The 21,374-nt window shown below is 39.9% G+C and carries 11 protein-coding genes; 4 read left to right on the forward strand and 7 right to left on the reverse strand.

Features of this window, described 5'->3' with window-relative positions; all coding sequences use genetic code 11:
- Positions 1-208: 208 nt before the first annotated feature.
- On the reverse strand, positions 209-2,023 hold the full coding sequence (locus AC07YT_RS19255) for a cytochrome-c peroxidase (protein ID WP_086549013.1): 1,815 nt from the start codon (positions 2,021-2,023) through the stop codon (positions 209-211).
- A gap of 234 nt (positions 2,024-2,257) precedes the next feature.
- On the opposite strand from AC07YT_RS19255, the gene AC07YT_RS19260 reads away from it, so the two are divergent.
- Positions 2,258-6,217 (forward strand): metallophosphoesterase, encoded by a 3,960-nt coding sequence (locus AC07YT_RS19260; RefSeq protein ID WP_086549012.1) that lies wholly within the window; start codon positions 2,258-2,260, stop codon positions 6,215-6,217.
- Between the two features lie 83 nt (positions 6,218-6,300).
- Positions 6,301-7,041: an ankyrin repeat domain-containing protein gene (locus tag AC07YT_RS19265; RefSeq protein ID WP_086549011.1), complete on the forward strand. Its 741-nt coding sequence runs from the start codon at positions 6,301-6,303 to the stop codon at positions 7,039-7,041.
- A gap of 76 nt (positions 7,042-7,117) precedes the next feature.
- Here the strand turns inward: AC07YT_RS19265 and AC07YT_RS19270 are convergent, their stop codons facing one another.
- The 6 genes from AC07YT_RS19270 to AC07YT_RS19295 form a co-directional block, all read right to left on the reverse strand.
- The gene (locus AC07YT_RS19270) at positions 7,118-8,980 is read right to left on the reverse strand and encodes a glycoside hydrolase family 36 protein (protein WP_086549010.1); all 1,863 of its coding nucleotides are present in this window, start codon (positions 8,978-8,980) and stop codon (positions 7,118-7,120) included.
- Positions 8,981-9,035: 55 nt separating this feature from the next.
- Complete coding sequence (locus AC07YT_RS19275) at positions 9,036-11,852, reverse strand: NPCBM/NEW2 domain-containing protein (RefSeq protein WP_494945476.1); 2,817 nt, start codon at positions 11,850-11,852, stop codon at positions 9,036-9,038.
- A gap of 119 nt (positions 11,853-11,971) precedes the next feature.
- Positions 11,972-13,711, reverse strand: coding sequence for a RagB/SusD family nutrient uptake outer membrane protein (locus tag AC07YT_RS19280; protein ID WP_086549008.1), 1,740 nt, complete (start codon positions 13,709-13,711; stop codon positions 11,972-11,974).
- A gap of 19 nt (positions 13,712-13,730) precedes the next feature.
- Complete coding sequence (locus AC07YT_RS19285) at positions 13,731-16,913, reverse strand: SusC/RagA family TonB-linked outer membrane protein (RefSeq protein ID WP_086549007.1); 3,183 nt, start codon at positions 16,911-16,913, stop codon at positions 13,731-13,733.
- 88 nt (positions 16,914-17,001) lie between these two features.
- Positions 17,002-18,021: a FecR family protein gene (locus tag AC07YT_RS19290; protein WP_086549006.1), complete on the reverse strand. Its 1,020-nt coding sequence runs from the start codon at positions 18,019-18,021 to the stop codon at positions 17,002-17,004.
- Between the two features lie 56 nt (positions 18,022-18,077).
- Positions 18,078-18,626, reverse strand: a complete 549-nt coding sequence (locus tag AC07YT_RS19295; protein ID WP_086549005.1) for an RNA polymerase sigma factor — start codon at positions 18,624-18,626, stop codon at positions 18,078-18,080.
- A 299-nt stretch (positions 18,627-18,925) separates the two neighbouring features.
- On the opposite strand from AC07YT_RS19295, the gene AC07YT_RS19300 reads away from it, so the two are divergent.
- Both AC07YT_RS19300 and AC07YT_RS19305 read left to right on the forward strand, forming a co-directional pair.
- Positions 18,926-19,027 carry a RagB/SusD family nutrient uptake outer membrane protein gene (locus AC07YT_RS19300; protein ID WP_494945478.1) on the forward strand — a complete coding sequence of 34 codons (102 nt, stop codon included), beginning with the start codon at positions 18,926-18,928 and terminating at the stop codon, positions 19,025-19,027.
- Positions 19,028-19,137: 110 nt separating this feature from the next.
- Positions 19,138-21,213, forward strand: a complete 2,076-nt coding sequence (locus AC07YT_RS19305; RefSeq protein WP_494945477.1) for a sulfatase-like hydrolase/transferase — start codon at positions 19,138-19,140, stop codon at positions 21,211-21,213.
- Positions 21,214-21,374 lie beyond the last annotated feature (161 nt).

Genomic DNA, 21,374 nt, shown 5'->3' on the forward strand with positions numbered 1-21,374 from the left:
CCACTTGGGATTGACGAAGTTCTTCGGCAAAGCCTAAGCTTTATTAATGTTGGTTAGCAAAATGCATAAAAACCCAAATCAAAAGATGAGTTCACACGACAGGTCCTTCATGGGGATAAAACGGAAAGCAGGAGGAGCGCCTATAGCAGCATAACGGGTTTATAAACGAAAGTGCGTATAAAAGCCACCAAAGGCCTGAGTACCTGGTTTACCTCGGCCGGGTATCGGTTAACGTTTTCAGAAAAGCAATAAGTTTTGTTTTTTCAGATTTGCTTAATCCCAATGGGTCAGTTCCCAGCGTTTGGTTATCCGGACCTATTTTCCAGCCTGCACCACCGCCGTCATTATAAAAATCGACAACCTCTTCTAAGGTTTTAAAAACACCATTATGCATATACGGTGCTGTTACTGCAATATTCCTAAGGCTTGGTGTTTTAAAAGAGTGTTTCAGGATATCAATTTTATACCGGTTGTATTTGCCCAGATCAGCATCTAGTTTAGCCGTCTTTTTATCTGCACGATCCGGAACACCGAGTACTTCAGATTCTGATTCAGCAAAATAAGGCGGCGCTACGCCATTAAATAAAGGTACGTAATGGCAGGTGCCACATTTTGCTTTACCCATATAAATGTTAAATCCCGCCTTTTCTGATTCAGAAAGTGCCTTTTCATTGCCTTTCATATATTGGTCGAACCTGCTATTTAAGCTCACCAAAGAGCGGATATAAGAAGCCAGGGCATTGGTTATATTATCGACCAAAATAGATTTAGCATCAGGGTAAGCGTTATTGAACAACCTGGCATATTCGCTGTCCTTATTCAATAACAGCGCAGCTTTATCCAAAGAGCCACCCATTTCGGTAGCATTATGCACTACATCGAAAACCTGTTCTTCTAAAAATACCGCTCTCGAGTCGTAAAATTGTTTGGGCTGGAAAGCCGCATTAAGCAACGTTGGGGCATTACGGGCCGTGGTTGATTTCTGATCAAACGCAATACTTTTAGGCAAAGCATCTGTAAAAGCCATGGCGGGGTTATGACATGAAGCACAGGAAACCCGGTTATTTCCTGAAAGGATTGGATCAAAAAAGAGTTTTTTGCCGAGTTCTATTTTTTTAGGCGAAGGCGCAGATGCTACATTCAGTCCGAAAATAGCGGGATCGAAACTATCCATGGCAAACAGTGAAGTTGCGTTGGTATTAATGCGCTCAGATCTTTGCTGTAATACAATGCCCAATTGTTTTTGAAATGCCAGAAAAGAACCTGATAATGGGTTGGCGTAGTTTTTAATAAATAACAGCCTGTCGAATTTATTGAAATTATCATTCTGCTTTAAATAATCCCTGGATAGCTGAAGTTTTGAAAGTAAATTATTTTTTGCCTGGTTTTCGGAGTTGCTGCTGTCAAAAAACGATACACATGCTGACAAACCACTTAAAGCTGCGCCGGCCTCTGGCAAAGAATGATAGGCAACCGGCGAATCAAAACCACTTATACCTTGTGCAATGATGCGGTAAATTTCATAACGCATGGCTTCGAAAATATATTGATCCTGAAAGCCTAATGGATATTGCTGATTAAGGATCTTCAGGAAATTTTCTTTCAACAACTCAATATTCTTAATGATTGCTGCCGCTTCTTCAGGCTTGAAACCTGGAAATATCATTTCCTCAATCACCTGATAACCCTCGGGATCCAGGGTTTTTAAAGAATTTTCGCCGTCGCTAAAAGGTAAAGCCGGTCCATTCATCTGCCTGGCCAGATAAGGATAATAATACTCGGTTAAAAACTCAATTTTTTTAAACTGAAGCCTGCTATTTCTGAATGAGCTTTTAATATTTTTAGCATCCCCTGTTTTTACGGCCAACGTTAAATTGTCTAACGATAGAATAACATCCTTTAAACCCGTTTTAAAAAAATATTCGGTTTGAGCATGCGCCGTGTGCACATCATCCTTTTTTACGGCATAGATATTACACAGGCATACAAAAGCCGCCACAACCAGGAGTATTCTAATTTTCATTACTCATATAAAGGTTATAAATTTAATTTTATAAGTTTATAAATACTAAAAACAGTTAATAATCAATACAAAAAAGTTAATATGCGGTTTATTATTAGACAAATACTGATGTAATTTTATTCTTCACCTAATCCTAACAAAAACTAAACATAATTAAAATGATCAAAACTTACCTAATTCCCTTAGGGCTTAGTAGGTTTGTAATGTCATTAAACAAACAGCTGTTTCCGCTCTATGAAAAAAATCTACTTTAGTTACCTGGTATTAGCAATATTGTCGTTAATCTTTAGCGCAAAACTGCAGGCACAAATTACCACTTTCATCCCATTTGGTGCTAACTGGAATTATTTAGACAATGGAACTGATCAAGGCACGGCCTGGCGCAGTGCCTATACCGAAACCTGGAGTAGTGGCAGTGCGCCGCTGGGCTATCCAACCAATAAACCTGTTACCACAACGGTGAGTTATGGCTCCAACGCCAGCAATAAACCTGTTACCACTTATTTCCGCAAGAAAATAAATATTGCCAATGTTTCGCTTTATAACAACATTGTTGGCACGGTGAAACGCGATGATGGCGTGGTTGTTTATGTTAATGGTACTGAAGTATATAGAAATAACGTGGGTACCGGCACCGTTACCTATACTACACTTGCTCCGGTATATTTAGAATATACAGATCTGCTCACATTTAAAGTACCTAAAAGCCTTCTGAATAATGGCGACAATTATATAGCGGTTGAGATCCATCAGCAAAGTGTGAGCAGCAGCGATATTTATTTTGACCTCGAACTTAAAAACATTCCTGAAAGCAATATTTTACCCTATGGTTCTGCATGGAAATACCTGGATAATGGCACGGATCAGGCGGCTGCCTGGAGAAGTAACAGTTTTGACGATACCAGCTGGACCACCAATACGGCAGCTTTTGGTTACTCGGCAAGTAACTTAACCACCACCGTAAGTTATGGTGGTAATTCAAGTGCAAAATACATCACTACCTATTTCCGTAAGAAAATAAACGTATCAGACATTAACAACTATGCTAAATTTAATGCCAGCATAAAAAGAGACGACGGCGCCATTGTGTATGTAAATGGCACTGAAGTATATAGAAATAATATCGCTGCCGGAACAGTTAATTACACCACCCTGGCTAGTCTTGGAGACGATGGTGCAAGCCCGCAATCCTTTACGATCCCGGCTTCGGCCTTTGTTACCGGCGATAACTACATTGCAGTAGAGGTTCACCAGCAAAGTGCCAGTAGCAGCGATATCTTTTTTGATATGGAGATAAAAGGTGAGTATAAACCTAGCGGGATACCGCCATTGTTAATTGCTTCTTCTCCGGCTGATGATCTAACAAATGTTGCAACCAGCAGTAATATATCCTTAACTTTTGATCAGAATGTGCTTAAAGGAACAGGTAATATTATCCTTAAAAATGGTGGAATTGTATTGCAAACCATCGATGTAAATTCGACGGCTGTTAGTATTTCGGGCAGTGTCGTAACCATTAATCCGGCAGATTTCCCATTTAATGCGGCAATTAACCTGGAGATGCCAAAAGGTGTTTTTCTGGCTACTTCGGGCAGCAAACCAACAGATGCCATTATAGATTCGAAAACTTATAATTTTGGCGTTGTCTCACAACAAACAGAACCGCTTACCTTTTTCCCTTTTGGTACATCATGGAAATACCTCGATAATGGCTCTAACCAGTCGAACCTATGGACCTCGATAAATTACAATGACCTGAGCTGGTCTGGAGGCCCGGCACCTTTAGGTTATGCCAGTAGTGGCGTATTAACAACAGTTGGTTACGGCGGTAATGCATCCAGTAAGTATGCAACAACCTATTTTAGAAAAACATTTTCTATTCACAATCCTTCGCAATACCTGCAAATTACCGGAAGAATTAAAAAGGATGATGGAGCAATTGTTTATGTTAATGGAACAGAAGTATACCGAGGCAGTTTACCCACTGGCACGGTTTCTTATACTACACTGGCTTCTGCTTTAGGAAATAATACCACCATTAACGAGTTTCTGATTGATCCTGTTTTGTTAAAAGATGGGTTAAATACAATTGCGGTAGAAATTCATCAGCAAAGCATCAGTAGCAGCGATATTTTTTTCGACATGGAACTTAAGGGTTCTACCCTACCACCGGCACCCGCTATAACACGGGGACCGTATTTACAAATGGGTGGGCAGAATAGTGCCACCTTAAGATGGAGAACAAACATTGCTACCGACACAAAGGTTGCATATGGTACCGCACAGAATAGCTTAACCAGTAGTGCCAGCAACGGAACTTTAACCAAAGAGCACGAAATTAGTGTTACCAACCTCACTGCCGATACCAAATATTTTTATAGTGTGGGCACCGGAACTACGGTTTTAGAAACAGGCGCTAATAATTACCTGCGTACAGCGCCATTAGCCAATACTACCAGAAAAATCAGGGTTGCCGCCTTTGGAGATTGCGGGAACAATTCGACCAACCAAAAGAATACAAAAAATGCATTGTTAAACTATTTAGGTAGCAATCCGACAGATGTATGGTTACTGTTAGGCGATAATGCTTATGAAAGTGGCCAGGATTCGGAATACCAGACCGGTTTTTTTGATATCTACAAGGATGATCTGTTAAAGAATGTATACCTGTACCCATCGCCAGGCAATCACGATTATGCCAACAGTGGTAGCAGACAGGACGATCATAACATTCCTTACCTGAGCAATTTTACCATGCCTAAAAACGGAGAATTGGGCGGAGTGGCTTCAGGCAAGAAAGAATATTATTCTTTTGATTATGGCGATATTCACTTTGTGGCACTCGATGCTTATGGACAAGAAGATAACAAACGTTTTTACGATGCAGGAAGTACCCAGGCTGCATGGTTAACCAGCGACCTTGCGGCCAACCAGAAAAAATGGACCATCGCCTTTTTTCACCACCCTCCGTATACCAAAGGCAGCCATAATTCTGATACAGAGAGTGATTTGGTTGCAATTAGACAAAATCTAATTCAAATACTGGAAAACAAAGGCGTAGACCTGGTTATTAATGGTCATAGCCATGTATACGAAAGATCATTGCTATTGAAAAACAATTATGGATTATCCAGCACCTACTCTGCTACCAACCATGCGGTAAGCACCTCTTCGGGCAGATATGATGGTACAACTAATTCTGGCCCTTATATTACCACATCGGCCAAAAATCAACATGGTACCATTTATGTCGTATCTGGCTCTTCAGGTAAGGTTGGAGGTCAGGCCAATGGTTATCCACTTTCTTTTATGCAGTATTCGAACAATACCGTTGGAGGCAGTTTCGAGTTTGAGGTTGAAGGAAACAGGCTTGATGCTAAATTTATCATGGCCAACAATACCGTTGCAGATCAGTTCACCATCATGAAAGATGTAAATAAAACAACAAACATCACTATTGAGCAAGGTCAGCCGGCAACACTAACTGCATCATGGATAGGTAATTACAAATGGAATACCGGCGAAACAACAAAATCGTTAATTGTAAACCCAACTGTAGGGCAACATACTTATACGGTAACCGACAATATTGGCGGCACCACCTACCTCACCGATACCTATAACATTACGGTGGTAGCCAATACATCACCACAAGCCCTTGGCAAGTTGAGTACAAAAATGTTAAGTAATTCGGTAAAACTTTCGTGGAATACCACCAGCGAGCAAAATACCTCCCATTTTGATGTACTAAGGGCAGATGAGCAAAAGAAATTTCAGGTTATTGGAAAAGTAAATGCGAAAGGAAATTCGGATGTTAACCTAAATTATAGCTTTGTCGATTTAGCGCCTTTGGCTGACAACAATTATTATCAGGTAATAAAACAAGAGGTTGATGGCAAAAAGCAAAATTCGAATTTAGCCATCGCCAGCAATGCAGAAAACAGCCTCAATTTCAATATTAAACAGGTATCGAAACAAGAAACAACCTTAAGCATTTTTGTAGCCAATAACACCAAAACCAAAATAGATGTAGTCGGTTTAACTGGCCGCCGGTTGGGAACAGTTTCTAAAGAACTGGAAAAAGGTTACAATACCGTAGTTATCCCAGCAAATTTAGAGTTAGGCGTAAACATCATTAGCGTAACCACTGATAGAAACAAGCTCAGCAAAAAAATTGTTTATACCGGACAATAGCAAAACATGCACGGTTATAATTATCAATCGCAAAAAACCAGCAAATAACGTATCTTGTATGGGGTAATTATCAATCAGTGTTTATGGACATGCTTCAAGAACTCGCTATACAAATAGAGCTTCATTCGGTAGAAGGTATAGAAGCATGTTTTAAAAAGGGCGTAAATCCCAATAGCCTGTTCAAAGGAGAACCATTGATTTACGAATTAACCAGCGAATACACCCGCAGCCCCAGATTTAGCAACTGCGTAAAAAGCTTTGTTAATTATGGTTTGGAATTTGACGATCCCATACTATTGTCGTTGCTGCTGGATGATGCAGAAATTTTGGATGCTCAACTAAAAAGCAATCCCGATGCACTGAATAACCGGTATACATTGCGATGCGCATACACGCCCTTTTTTGAAGTAACGTTATTGCATATCTGCGCAGAATTTAATCATGTTGCCTGTGCCAAAGTACTGGTAAAACATGGCCTGGATGTTAATGTACCGGCCGGAACCAACCCTGAAGGATTTGGCGGACAAAGTCCAATCTTCCATACGGTTAACCAAAATGGTGATCAATCTGCCGATATGCGAAATTACCTGCTTGAACAATCTGTAGATCTGGAAATGACCGTTACGGGTTTGATTTGGGGTGAAGGTTATGATTGGGAGACGCTTATTCCATCCGTAAATCCAATCAGTTATGCAATGATGGGACTATTACCCCAAATGCACCGAAACCAAATGGTTATTGCAAAAGTAATTACTCAATTGATGGAAAAGCGATACGGAATAAATTATACTCCACAAAATATTCCCAATAATTATTTGGGCTGACCATCCAACTTCGTTAAAAAACCGCAAAAGGAAATATACAGGATAAATTTCCTTTTGCGGTAAATAGATGCAATACTTAGTTATTTTTTTTCGCCACAATTAATTGTGCACTATGTGGTGGCAAATCATTAATTACATACTCTTTTTCAAAAGTACCAATGGCTTTGCCTGTCCATTTATTACTTAAAGTGTATTTTCCGGCAGGTAGTTTAATTTTACGGGTAACCGGGGCATCACTTGCATTAAACACCGCGTATTCAATACGATCTTTAAAATTAATCGTGCCTACTTCAAATTTTTCGTTTTCAAATCTAGCCGATTTTCCTGTTGGAGGAATCATTTTTTTAAGTATTGCCAGTCTTTCTGGCTTAATCGTAGTCAGATCATCGCCACTTAATAACATACCGCCTGAGGCATACACGGTTGTTGCGTGATATAGAAATTCATTTTCGGGCAATACAACTTTCTTGGTTACGGAAGCATTACCACCTTGATCCATTACGTCTTCGGCACCATTGTCCGTTAAGAGAATACAATCAGGATCGTTCCACCATAACCTTCCGTTCTGCCAGCCTCTGAGTAGGTTTTCTCTTCCAATATTCCTAAACGATTTCCAATCGCGCCAGGTATCCATAGAACTTCTTGATCCATGAATTAAACCCAATGAACCCCATATCGGGTGGTTACAGCCCAATATAAAGGCATTACCAGAGCCCTTAAGTATAGCTTCCATGCCCCTGCGATAAGCCTCAATTCTGGTTGCCTTTTTATCATAATGTACGCCACCATGAATAGCGCCCCAATAGTTGGCATCGAGTTTAAAATAGGTAACACCCCATTTTTCGCGCATGGTTTTAAAAAGTTCGGTAAAATATTGCTGAACTTCAGGATGTGTGCCATCCAATACATACCATGGCCCTAAACGCCAGCCGCCAAAACCAATTTTATCAGACCGTAAGGGTTTGCCAGCCTCATCTTTAACAAACCAACTAGGATGGTTTTTAAACAATTCAGATTGCGGACTGGCCACAAATGGTGCTACCCAAATGGCAGGTTCCAGACCTTTATTTTTAATATCATGCAGTACCTGAGCAACATCTCCACCAAAAGCTTTTCCTTTTTCCAGCCAATCACCCATCAAAGGCTGATAACCATCATCAATCTGTATGTATTTTAACTGTGGCAGATTTTTGGCAATCCAGTTGGTATTATCTGATACGTTTTTGGCTGTAACTGCTGGTCCGAAGCAATACCAGGAGCACCAACCCATCGGCACAGGATCGTGTTTTAAACGTGGATGGTGTTTAGAAATGGCTTCGGTTAAACGGTCATAGTTTTTCTCCCTGTCCTTACTGGTGGTAGCCAAAAACTCCTCCAAATTCCAGGTTTCGCCGGGCTGTAACAACAGGTTTTCGCAATCGAGCGAAATACGAAGGCGTTTGGCATCGAAAGAAAATCTGGATATAAACCTGTTACAAGATGTGGTAGCCAGTAAGACCCTGTTATTTTCAGGTAGTTGCAGGGTTAACATACCATAAGCTGTACGTAAATTTTCAGGCTCAGGGATTTTGTAGTGGCTTCTGTCGTTATAAGTCCCCCAATCTTCGGGTTTGCCCAGTGTACCGCCTATCTGTTGTAATTTCTGAAAACCTTCACCATATATTTTGGTGGTATCGGCCAGTTGATGCTGGAGATCAAATAAGATTACTTCTTTTACCTGTACCGGTTTGTCTGATGTATTTTTAACGGAAAGTGCACATAAATCGCCACTCCATTTCCGATCCACCACGAGTGCATCAGCCGCTGTACCATCGGTTAGGATAACTTTGGCCGGTGCATCTTTTAAATGCTGTATAAATCCGTTGTTATCAACACTACAAGACAGACTAAATACTCCAAAAGCGGTGAAAAGTATGAGGCTTGCTAAATATTTTTTCATCTAATAATAATTAAGTTTTAATTTAAACTTAGAACTGTTTTTTTTAATCAATTTCTTATTCCACTACCATCCAGGTGTTCCCATTTGCAGGTATTGTAACTTCAATTAGTGCCATACCATCTTTATCAACCGCTACAGGTTTTGCCAGCCTGCCTTCTATACTGATGTTTGCGCTGTTACTTATCCCTGTATAATAAAGCGGGAGTTTAATCGCTGTTGTAATCGGTGTATCAAGCGGATTGTACAATATAGCAAAACCTTTTTCCTTTTTTGCCAAAGGATCTGCATGTAATATTCCATCCCAGTCGCGACCGGTTGGCCTGCGCAAATGGATGATATCTGCATTTAAAATATCCCTGTATTTTTTATAGTGGCTAATATTTTCTTTTACCAGGTTTTTAGTGGCTTCAGTATCGTATAAGCGGTTGCCACGGTAACAAGCCTGCACACCGCTGCCATAGTTTTGCTGCATGTGGGCAGCATATTCTTTAAGATGTTCGGAAAGGGGCTCGAGCGTAGCTGCTGCACCACCACCCTGATATTCGGTAAGTGGCACAAAGGTCCAGCCCATAGAAGGGGTACGTACCCAGGTACCATCATATAAATTTTGGCGCCCCAGGATAATTTGCTCTGCCCTGGGCAGCGACCAGTTTACTTCTCTATAACCGATGCCGGTTTTATTAGCGCCGTTAAGCATATAAAAATCGGGCGTATTCAGGTAAATATCCTTCGCCAACATCCATTGATACAGACCTGTTGATTGTTTCCACTGGTTCCATTGCGAATCGAAATAGTCTTTGTGGCCCGGGTGGTCTTTTGAAGCGCAAAAATCACCGGGATAAGGTCCATCATGCTCCAGTAAATCAAAACCTGTATATTCAAAAAATTGCTGAATTTTTTTCAGATAGCTGATCCCCCACTGGCTACCGAGACAGGGCGCATTGTTAAAAGTAGTACCGCCGGGTTTACCTGTTTTTAAATTAATGACATCATTCTGCGGATCGATGCTACGACTTGAAAATAATGAGTAACCGCCTATTTGGATGCCTTTGCTGTGCGCATAATCTGCAAGCATTTTATATTTATCGAGGTTTTCTTTTGATACATTTTCCATATTTAAGCCACTGCCAAAACTAAGAATGATCATTTCATACCCCGTGGCTACACATTGATCTACAGCATCTTTAACCACTTCCAGTTTGGTAGAAGTGAGGTGCATGAAGATGGGGTTTTCGGTAACCCAGGGTGCCAGCGCACGATACATTTTGCGGCGGCTTAAGGTATTGCGCTCCCGGTCCGTGCCATCCATCAGCATGGTATAAGTGTTAAATCCCTGCCAGCGCTGACCGTTTTGCAAAACCTGAGAAGGGCCATTTTTGGGGATGCTTTTAACAACACAGGGGGTTTGTAATAAGTAATTCACCTGTGAGGTGTAGGCACTGTCGCGCTCCCAGCTAATTGACTGATCGCTTTCATCATAAATCATACCTCCAAAAGCATAATCATTTTCTATATAAAAATTGGGTTTGCTCCAACCGGCGCCAGGACTCGGTACCGACACAAAATTTTCCTTTTCGGGATAAGCAATGATTTCACCCACAAAATGGTTCACCTTAATTTCTTTACCACTGTTATTGGTAACAGATATGGTTTTGGTTACCAAAGGAAGATTGTCGTAAATTTTATGGTGCACTTTTACCACTACTCCTTTTTTATCAGGATGTGTGAAAGAGAGTATCAATTCTTTACCGGTTGCTTCCCACTGCGTAACAGGCAGCCATCTTTTGGCTTTCCATTGCAGCAAGGGCTGTATGGCCTGTATAGTGATATCGCTTAATTGAAAAGACCCAGCCGGGCTGTACATATCCTTTAACCAGTCGTGGAGTAAATAACCACGGTTTACCTGACCTGCAAGACCGCCTATTTCGTAAGTTTCTCCATCTATCGTAACCACGGCTTCTGGCTGTACAGCACGAATAAACTCCTCTCCTGTTACCAGGTTTTTTAAACTTGTTGTAGCAGCATTTGGCGACATGGTAATGGTGCGGCTTGCCAGGCCATTACTGAGTATAATTTCGTTATGACCTATCCGCTGTATTTTTGCCTTTTCAGCAGGTTTTTGGATCAACCAATCTGTTTTAGCTACTTCGGCTACATAGTTTGGTAATTTTTGTAATGCTAATGCCAGTGGCTTAGTTAAAACGTTAAGATTATTTTTTGCATTATAATTTTTGTTAACCAATTGGGGCACAAAACCCGGGCTTGTGGTAACGTAAGCATTTACCCAATTGGCTACATCGCCACTAATGCCATCGCCGGCATCGCTAACGGTAAAATTTAAGATCGCTATCCCTGAAATATCAACATCAATGTGTTTGGCTTGATCCCCCTGTTTCATTACTCCGCTGGACCATATTTTCTTTCCATCGCCAATAAGGGTAAAAACAACACTACCTGGTGCAATTTCCTGCAGGGAAGTACCAATGCCGATCAATACTTTTTTACCGGTAATGTTAGCTGATTGATAAAAAACCTTGATGCCATCGGTACGGGCAATCGATTCGATATTTGGTGCATTCAGGTTGCGGTTAGCATAATCATCCACACCAACATCGGCTATAAATTTCAAGCCTTTTTTACCCACATCAAGAAAACCGGAAGAGGGTGCCTGCACACTAATGCCCTCATTGTATTTTTTACCGGCAATAACCATGACTTTGCCCAGCATGGATTGATTTACCATTGGAGAAAACACCTCTTGCTTAATTAAACCAGTATTCATTTTGGCTAAAGCATATTTCTGGGCATAACCTTTTACAAAAGGGTAAACCATTAAAAAAAGTAATACTATTTTATATCTTATTTTACTCATTATCATTTGGTTAGATTAAAACAGCATGAACATGATCTATTTTAATTTTAAATATTTTAGCAGCCTTACGATGTGTACGCATCGTAAGGCATTTTAATATTATTCGCTATTCAGCTAATTTATTGTAAGGGATCAAAAGTACCTCCATCCCAGCCCTTGGTTTGCTGCAGGTTAGGATTTTTTTGCAAATGGCTTTGCGGAATGGCATAGAAATAGTACTCATCTTTAAAGTTGATGGTATTGGTTAAATCTATTGGAAGCTCTGTTTCCTTAAAATAATCGAAATAGTTTGTTTTTAGATTAATCGTTCCAGTGGCATAGGCTGTGAAAAAATCTTGAGGTTTACCATCGAACTTAATCAAGGTAGCATCGTAACCGGTGCGTTTTTTGCCATTCAGTAACGATGCATATAACCTGCGCCGTCTAAGGTCCTGCTCTCTTTTACCTTCAAAGGCAAATTCTAACAGGCGTTCATCTAAAATGGCCTTACGCATTTCGGTCTGGGTCATCCCTGCTTTTAAGCCATACAGATTATTGGCACCAGCATCTATACCGGCACGCTTTCTGATTGCAGTAAGCATATCGTAACCAATTTGAATGTTACCAATTTCGTTTGCTGTTTCAGCATAGTTGAGCATTACCTCGGCAAATCTTATCTCAATCCAATCTGTACCACTTGTAGAAGCCTCAAAAGGTTTATAGGCTTCAAAAATTCCTTTTCTACTATAAAAGCTGGTACCGGTTCCACCTTGTGCTTCGGCACCTTTAAACGTCCACTGGGTTCGGCCAGCCTTACCAGATAATTCCCAAATATCGCCATTATGCACTACCGTTGTTGCAAAACGCGGATCTCTGTTTAACCAGTAGGCTTTAGGATCGTATCCAGAATTAGGATCGGTTATCGGCAAACCGTTTTTCATCGGAAAGGCATTGACCAATTGCAGTGTTGGTTGATCACCACCTGTAAAGTTCTGCGACTCCTCCAAAGGCCTTACTGAGGCATCGCGGGTTTGAAAACGACCAGGATTATTGAAACGCGTAACCAGTATGGCTTCCTTATTTCCATTACCCTCAATAAACCACAGACCGGCAAAACTAGGCATTAATGCTGCACCTTGCTGGGTCAAAACATCCATAGCGGCTTTATTGGCATCAAAGGCAGTTTGCCATCTGGTTTGCTGTTGCACAGGGGTAAATTGCTCTGAAGCATAATGTAACAATACACGTCCTTTAAAAGCCAAAGCCGCACCTTTTGTGATCCTGCCTTCATCGTCAGTAGCCCATGAAACAGGCAATAACGTACTGGCTTCATCTAAATCTTTTGTAATTTGAGCTATACATTCTGATGTTTTATTTCTTTTTACATTTAAATCCTCTTCTAACGATTGAGGAGTGAGCACCAAAGGCACCCCACCATAACGGCTTACCATTTGGAAATACACCCAGGCCCTTAAAAACAATGCCTGGCCTCTTAATTTATTTTTATCATTTTGCTGATAGGGCGTGGTTGGCAATTTCTGCAAAAGCAGGTTAATGCTTCTAATAATATCGTAAGCCTTATAAGTAGTCCAAAAATCAACAGAGTTAATGGTTAGCTGTCCATACATTACACCTCCGCCGCCGCCAGCCTCATCTGAATTATGATTTAGCGGATCGGGCCAGCCTGGTAATGTGCTAAAATAAATGTTGTTTAAAAATTGTGTGGTGAGGGTAACATCAGTCCAAACCAAGTCTTCAGGTATAGCCCCTAAGTCGCGTTTATCCAATACCTTTTTACAGCTTTGCAAAGCAACAATCACCATCAAAAAGCCTGTAATAAGCGCTAGCCTATTTATTTTATATATTGATACTCTATTCATAACGTATTTAATAATAGGTTTATAATGTAATATTTACACCAAAAGTATAATTTCGGTTAAGCGGATAGGCCAACATTGATTGTGCTTCGGGATCGTAATATTTGGTTTTGTTTTTGAACAGGAACAGATTTGATCCATTCAAAAAGAACCTAATATCTTTAAAGCCTATTTTGTTAATGACTTTAGCTGGCAAGGCATAGCCTAAATTGATATTTTTTAAACGGATAAATGAAGCATTATCTAACCAAAAAGTTGATGCGCTACCACTTCCTCCCTGATCAGAATACAGCGGATAGGCAGCATTAGGATTATCTGGTGTCCAGTGGTCTTTCCAAAATTCGGCACTCCCTGCCTCTGGGGATACATATTGTGCATTGTTTAATGCAGGTCTTATTTTATAATAATTACCAGTGCCTTGTATCAGCACATCAATACTGAACGATTTCCAGTTGGCACCCAGGGTTAAACCATAGGTAGATGGTGGTGTTGAATATTTGCCGATAAACTCCTGGTCGTTACCATCAATTTTCCCATCTGGGGCATCGCTGGTCGCTCCTCTTATATCTTTAAAGTTCAACATGCCCAAGCGGGGGGTTGCCCCGTTAATGGTATAACCGGCCGGTAGTGCATTAAGATCGGCCTGGGTGCGGATAATATCAGTAGCGATAAGCCCCGTAATACCGCCTGTAGGCCTGCCAATCAGATTTTGATAAGCTCTTGTACCCGGAGCCTGATTAATACGCACCTGTTTATTTACCGCATAACTGTAATTAATCCCTGCATTTAGACTGAGGTTATCATTAACTGCTTTTTTATAGTTAAGGGCAAATTCGTAACCACTTGATTCCATTACTCCAAAATTGATCAACGGATAGAATGCGCCCCAGGTTGTAGGAACACTAGCGCCAACATCACCTAGAATATCGGTTCTCTTGTTCATAAAACGGGCTGCAGATAATGTTGTACTGTTATTGAATAAAGTGGCATCAAAACCAAAATCTATCGAACGTTTCTTTTCCCAGGTTATATCCGCATTTGGGTAGGTACCTAAAGCAATTCCATTGTTCACATTACCACCAAAAATGGGACCTGCGGCAGCCTTACGATAATATTGTGCCCATTGCAGGTTGGTTATTCTGTTTCCGTTAACATCTAAGGGTTCAGCCCCGGTAAAGCCTAATGATGCCCTGAATTTAAGATCGTTCACAAACTTTACATTATCTTTAAAGAAGGTTTCATCGCTAATACGCCAGCCCACAGAAACTGATGGAAAAAAAGCATAACGGTTAGTAGGTATAAAATACCTCGACCCTTCGTAGCGCATGCCCGCCTCCAATAAATATTTACCCGCATAGTTGTAGCCTAAACGTACAAAACTGCCCAAACGGCCATCATCAAATTCATTGCCGCCTAAACTGTAATATAAAGGATTGCTACTGGCCAGGTTTAACTGATCGAGATCGCGATTGAGCACAAATTGATTTTGGGCATAAAAATTATCGTTATTGGTTTCGCTCTGCTCATAAACAGCAGTAGCCGATATGTTATGCTTTCCAAAAGATTTATCATAGTTGATGTAAAAATTCAACTGATAAAAACTGGATGCATTATAAACCTCCTGTAGGGTATTGCCATCATTCCTGGTTTGGGTTTGGCTAAAGTCTATCTGATCGCCTACTAAATGGTTCTTAGAACCCGCTTTATTAAAAATATAGAGCTTGTAAGGCTGATTTAATAATTTTCTAAAATCATGGCGTGTATAATTAGCGAAGGTGGCACGTAATTTTAAACCATCAACCAATGATGATAAGTTGTAGTTCACATCTACCAAAGCCTGATAATTACTCCATTTTTTGCGGTTATAACCAGTGTTGCCATTTATCACCTCTCCCGGGTGCCATTTCATAAAATTACCAACAGGATAATCTTTTCCATTTATATTAATATAATCGGGGGCCATTCTACCACGGGTAAGCAAACCCTGATATAAGTTGGGCATATCATCATTATCGTTATCATATAACCAAAATGGTTTTTGATCATTTCTAATGTCGGTTGTTAAGTTGAGTGCAATATTTAAATCTTTGGTAATATTGGCATCCACCTTTGCCCTGATATTATATTTCTGATAATCCACATTATCAAAAGAACCTGTTCCCTTGTAATAAGAACCGCTTACAAAATAATTTACCTTATCACTGGCACCTGAAATGTTTAACGTGGTACGGTATTCAGTTGGTCTTTTATAATATTTTTCCACCAAATTTACATCATTATTTTTCCAGTATTCCAACTCATCTGGTGCGTAATATCTTGCATCAGTGAGGTAGGCATTAGGATCAAGATTGCTATACCTTAGATAATCGTTCGAATAGATGGCTTCATCATAAGCGGTTAAGGTTTTTGGTTGGATCGTAGCCTCACTGATACCATAACTGGAAATAAGATTGATTTTTGGCGGGCCAGTAACACCTTTCCTCGTGGTAACTACAACCACACCATTTGCTCCACGTACACCATATGCCGCAGCAGATGCGCCATCTTTCAATACTGAAATATTTTCGACCTCAGAGGCATCCAAACCATCAAACGCAAACTGGTCTGAAATAACACCATCAATTACGAAAAGCGGTGGCTGCGATGGGCCAAAGCCATCAAATGCCCTTACCCTGATGCTTGATGCCTTTCCTGGCTTACCCCCACTTTGGGTAACCACCAAACCAGGCATACGCCCAGCCAGGCTCTGAGAGAGCGTAGCATTTGGTACTTCTACCACCTGTTTGGCATCAATTGCGCTTACACTTTGCAACAGGTTTCTTTTTGAACTTTTCCCATAACCTACTACAACCACATCGCTTAGCTCGTTACTACTTTCTAACTGTACTATTAATGAAGATTGCTCTGCCTCTTTAAGTGTAAAATTATCAATCGTTTTAGATTTGTACCCCACAAACGATACCGTAATGAGGTAGGGTGTTTTTGCATTAAGATTTGCAATCGCAAATTTCCCTTCGTTATTGGTTTGTGCAGTTTTCTTCTGGTCGGTACTTTTGGAAGAGATTACTACCGTTGCACCAACCATTGGAGCTCCTTTTTCATCTTTTACAACACCAATAACTTCTGCATTTTGTGCTTTTACTATGCCCCAGGCACAGGTTAGCAACATAAACAACAACATGCGCTGCGTAATTTTTTTCAACATTGTTTGGTTCTTTATTTGGTTTTTTAGAGCAATAGGTTCCTCTCCAGCATAAAATTGCTGGTTAAATTAAAGAGCGGTAATGGCTGTTTTATTTTTTGATCAGATACCTTTTGCCTGATTTTGTTAGTTTGAGTTTGTTTAATTCTGTAATTTCTGCCAATATGCTGTCCAATGGTTTTTGCAGATAAATTGTTCCGGTAAAAAACTTGTCGTCAACATCCTCGCCTATAAAGCTGATTCTTACTTTATAGTGGTTTTCAAGTTTGCTAAAAACTTCTTTAAGTGGTGCCTGGCTTAGGTTTATCGCAACCGTTTTTTCTACAGGTTTAGCACTTTTACCGTTCGATACCGTTAACAGGTTATTCAGTTTATCAATACTTAATATATCCCCTGGTTTAAGGATACTGCTAAATACCGGTGTTTGAAGATCGGAACCTATATTTTTTACCGAAACTTTTCCCGTGTGCAGTTCAACCTTTACGGTGGTACTGTTTTTGGCTGCAGTTATGGTAAACGAGGTACCCAGCGCTGTAGTAGAAACGCCATTGGCATACACCACAAAAGGATGTTTTTTATCCTTTGTTACTTTGAAGTAAGCTTTTCCAGTTAGGTATACTTCTCTTTTCTCCTTAACAAAAGGTTGGGTGTAGCGAACTTCTGCTCCTGGATAAACCTTAACTTCTGAGCCATCTGGCAATTCTATTTTTTCAAAGCTATTGGCATAGTTAACAGTCGATTTCCAATCGATTACGTGTTCTTTCTGGTTCTGTTTTTTTTCATTTAATACGAGTTTAGGTTTAGGTTGATGCGGAGCCTGGTTAAAGTACCATAAGCCTATCGCCATAAAAATAACCGCTGCTGCCGCAACATTGATTAACCATTGCTTTACTCTGAGTTTTGGAAAGGTTTTTGCCTTTATCTTATCGAAAAGCTGATCGCTCTTTTCAGGTGATAATGCTGCCTCGCCTATGCTATCCCACTCATTTTGCATCAGTAAATGGTCCGGAAATTCATCTATCTGTGTTAAAAAAGCGTTTACTGCAAATTTTTCTTCCGGGGTACACTGGCCTTTAAAATGTCTATCCAGCAACTGATCGGTTATATTCATATACCTAATACGATTGAATGTGGGGATTACCCGTAATCAATAAAAAATATTTTTTTTTAGGCCAAATTATAGGCTAATGAAACAATAATGGCTGCACCCGCATAACCGCCTAATTGTTTTAAAGCTAAGGAGATGTGTTTCTCTACTGTTCGGGGAGAAATAGAGAGCTGCTCTGCAATTTCGTTATAAGAATAACCTTCGATCCTACTCAGTATAAACACCTTTTTACGTGTTGGAGGCAACTGGTTTAAAACAGCTTCCAGTTGCTGGTTGGTTTCATAATCAGATGATGGGGCATATAATTCGGCAATATTATCCTGATAAAAGGATTTCAATTTCCTTTCTTCCGTTGCAAGTTTTTTAAAATGATCAAGCAAAGTAGTTTTTGCAATCCGGAATAATTGAGTATCCAAAGTAAAATCCGGGGTCAAAGTATGTCTAAAACGCCACATTTTAATAAAAGCAAGCTGTGTAAGCTCATCAGCCAATTCTTTAGAGGCTGTTTTCTTATTAAAGTAGGCATAGACTTTTTTGTGACTTAGTTTAAATACTATTTCAAAAGCTATCTGATCACCTTCAATGATATGTTGAATGTATGCATCCATTAAGATTTTAAATAGTTTGATATTTGGTAAGCGAAATATATGCTTTATTTATCTGTTTGACAAGGATTAACAAGCTGGACCGTGTTAAAAGTCTTCATCTGAATTATTAAACAGTAATTCTAAACATTGTATATAAATTGAAAGCCGTTTTAAATCACACGGGTATCCTGGAATAGTATTAATTTTAAGGCCAAAAATCAATCCATATCCGATTAATTGGTATTACACCGCTCCTTTAAGTAAATATCACCCTAAATACAAATCGGGCAGATATAGCTGGTTACATTTCATATCTGGGTATACCCTCAAGCCCTTTTCCTGAATATTACTATCTTTACCCAATTCCATCCAATCAGATTGTATTAAATCCAAAAATTGTACAGAATCCTGGGTGGAAATAGTTCATTTTAATTAACACTTAAAAATAGCCATGGTTGAATAAAGATAAAGCCATGGTTATTTTAACCATTTATAGCGAAACGTCAATTTAGTCATGCATTTTAAAGTGAATATGAGAAACACAGAAAACAAAATCCTGGGCTTGCTTTTTTTTATCGTTTATTTCTTTTCGTGCGGAGTTAGTCTGCATGCCCAGCAAAAACCCAATATCATTTATATTCTGGTAGACGATTTAGGTTATGGTGATTTAGGTGTATTATTCCAAAAACAAAAAAATAAAGATCTCCCGGCATTATTTTCACCACATTTGGATGACATGGCTGCCTCAGGTGCTGTGCTCAGTCAACAATATGCAAATGCACCGGTTTGCGCACCTTCAAGGGCATCATTGCTCACCGGGGTAAATCAAGGTAATGCCCATGTGAGAGATAATCAATTTGATAAAGCACTGGAGCATAATCATAACATCGCCAACGTGCTAAAAAATGCCGGGTACAACACCGTTGCCATTGGAAAGTGGGGCTTACAGGGAACCAACGAAAAGCAAAAACCAGACTGGCCTGCTCATCCGTTAAAAAGAGGCTTTGACAATTATTTTGGTTACATGCGACATTCAGATGGCCACGAACACTATCCACTGGAAGGAGTTTATAGAGGAAAAAAAGAGGTTTGGGCAAATTACCAGGAAGTTTCCAATGGATTAGAAAAGTGTTATACCACCGATTTGTGGACGGCAAAAGCCAAAGACTATATTATTAATTTTGAAAAGGATAATACAAAGAAAACTCCTTTTTTTATGTTCCTGGCATACGATGCACCACATGCAGTACTGGAGCTGCCAACGCAAAGTTACCCCAGTGGGGGTGGCCTTAACGGAGGCTTAAAATGGCTTGGCCAGCAAGGGAAAATGATTAATACCGCATCAGGCATAGTAGATAGTTACTTACATCCAGATTACGCCAATGCAACTTATGATGATGATAAAAATCCTAGCACACCAAATGTTCCATGGCCTGATACCTACAAAAGATATGCAACAGCAGTAAGACGATTGGATGATGCCGTTGGTGATATCAGAAAATTACTTTCAGACTTAAAAATTGATGATAATACCCTAATTGTTTTCACTTCTGATAATGGACCATCAATAGAATCATATTTACCAAAACCTTTTGTTGCATATAAACCAACTTTTTTCGAAAGCTACGGCCAGTTTGATGGCATAAAACGCGATTGTTGGGAAGGTGGTGTTCGCATGCCAGCCCTGGTTACCTGGCCCAAACATATCCCTGCCGGGAAAGTGGTCAACACACCATCCATGTTGTCTGATTGGCTGCCAACCTTTGCAGAAATAGCTAAAACATCAATTCCTGCGCGAACAACCGGTGTTTCATTAGCCCCGGCATTAACCAATCAGGGAAAACAGACCGATGGCCTGGTATATGTTGAATATTTTGAGCAGGGTAACACGCCAAATTTTGAGCAGTTCGAGCCTGATCATGCGGGCAGGAAACGAAACCAGATGCAAATGATCAGATTTGGAGATTTGGTTGGGGTACGGTATGATATTAAATCAGCAGATGACAATTTTGAAATTTATAACGTTGTTAAAGATCCAAAGGAAATAAACAATTTGGCCAAACAAACTGGCTTTAATAAGCTGCAGGCCCAAATGAAAGCCAAAGTACTTCAGGTTAGAACACCCGATTCGGATGCCCCGCGACCATATGATAACGCTCCTATTCCAGGCATACCCTTAGCTAAAAATGCAAAATATGGCTTGAAATGGTTCTTCTTTGATGGAAATTTCCCATATATACCATCACTAGATCTGGCAAAAGCCAATGGAAAGGGAGAAGTTAAATCACTGTCTGTGGCTAAAAAAAATCAAACAGGTCTGATGGTATTTAAAACTTTTATCAAAATTCCTAAAAACGGGGTTTATTCATTTAAACTGGCGGCACAGGGTAAGGCCTTTGTCAAACTTCATCAAATTAATTTATTGGATGCCGATTTTGATTATAAAAATGGAGAGATGATCCAGAAAAGCGTAACACTCGAAAAGGGCTATCATCCGATAACCATTTACTATTTAAAAGATAAAAACACGAAAGAAAAACTAGAATTTCAATTTAAAGGGTCAGATGGCACATGGCAAAATTTAGGAGACCAGAATTGCCTTTATTAATCATTCCTTAGCACATCTTGTTTTCGCTTAAAAAAATCTAAAACAAAAGCCTTACCATTTAAAATGGTAAGGCTTTTGTTTTTGTTGTGGAGTCCTAAAAAAGGTTGACCAAATCTTAACAAAATGGTCAATAATAATTTAAAAAAATTGCAACGTTCACC

It is taken from the genome of Pedobacter sp. GW460-11-11-14-TSB4, from assembly GCF_059423705.1.

Bases quoted from the DNA above. Each gene is read 5' to 3' on its own strand.
- AC07YT_RS19265 (WP_086549011.1), top strand. From the start codon at position 6,301: ATGGACATGCTTCAAGAACTCGCTATACAAATAGAGCTTCATTCGGTA.
- AC07YT_RS19305 (WP_494945477.1), top strand. From the start codon at position 19,138: ATGAGAAACACAGAAAACAAAATCCTGGGCTTGCTTTTTTTTATCGTT.
- AC07YT_RS19290 (WP_086549006.1), bottom strand. From the start codon at position 18,021: ATGAATATAACCGATCAGTTGCTGGATAGACATTTTAAAGGCCAGTGT.
- AC07YT_RS19270 (WP_086549010.1), bottom strand. From the start codon at position 8,980: ATGAAAAAATATTTAGCAAGCCTCATACTTTTCACCGCTTTTGGAGTA.
- AC07YT_RS19285 (WP_086549007.1), bottom strand. From the start codon at position 16,913: ATGTTGAAAAAAATTACGCAGCGCATGTTGTTGTTTATGTTGCTAACC.
- AC07YT_RS19295 (WP_086549005.1), bottom strand. From the start codon at position 18,626: ATGGATGCATACATTCAACATATCATTGAAGGTGATCAGATAGCTTTT.
- AC07YT_RS19280 (WP_086549008.1), bottom strand. From the start codon at position 13,711: ATGAATAGAGTATCAATATATAAAATAAATAGGCTAGCGCTTATTACA.
- AC07YT_RS19275 (WP_494945476.1), bottom strand. From the start codon at position 11,852: ATGAGTAAAATAAGATATAAAATAGTATTACTTTTTTTAATGGTTTAC.
- AC07YT_RS19255 (WP_086549013.1), bottom strand. From the start codon at position 2,023: ATGAAAATTAGAATACTCCTGGTTGTGGCGGCTTTTGTATGCCTGTGT.
- AC07YT_RS19260 (WP_086549012.1), top strand. From the start codon at position 2,258: ATGAAAAAAATCTACTTTAGTTACCTGGTATTAGCAATATTGTCGTTA.